Below are 433 nucleotides of genomic sequence, written 5' to 3'. Positions count from 1 at the left end.
CGATCCGCAGAAGCGCGCGGCGCGGCTGACCTTCGTCATAGTCGGTGCCGGCCCCACCGGCGTCGAGCTCGCCGGCACCATCGCGGAGATGGCGCACCACACCTTGCCCGGCGATTTCCGCAACATCGACACGACCAAGGCGCGCGTCGTGCTGATTGAGGCGGGGCCGCGCGTGCTTGCGGGCTTTGCCGACGATCTCTCGGCCTATGCGCAGGCCTCACTGGAGAAAATCGGCGTTGAAGTCGTGCTGGGGCTGCCCGTGACCGAGATCAACCGCGAGGGTGTGGTGTTCGGCGGCAGACTGCTCGAGGCAAAGACACGGATCTGGGCCGCCGGCGTGCGCGCCTCGCCAGCTGCCGAGTGGCTGGGCGCACCTAGCGATCGCGCCGGACGCGTGCAGGTCGAAGACGACCTGACCATTCCTGGCCATCCC

At 68.6% G+C, this 433-nt stretch carries 1 protein-coding gene; it reads left to right on the top strand.

Features of this window, described 5'->3' with window-relative positions; translation table 11 throughout:
• On the top strand, nucleotides 1-433 hold a 433-nt coding region (locus tag MOV75_RS41950; protein WP_247008760.1), incomplete at both ends, for an NAD(P)/FAD-dependent oxidoreductase.

The organism is Bradyrhizobium sp. PRIMUS42, assembly GCF_023006515.1.
GTDB lineage: Bacteria > Pseudomonadota > Alphaproteobacteria > Rhizobiales > Xanthobacteraceae > Bradyrhizobium.
The sequence above is the reverse complement of the archived record's forward strand: the minus strand, read 5'-3'. Positions and strand labels throughout refer to the sequence as shown.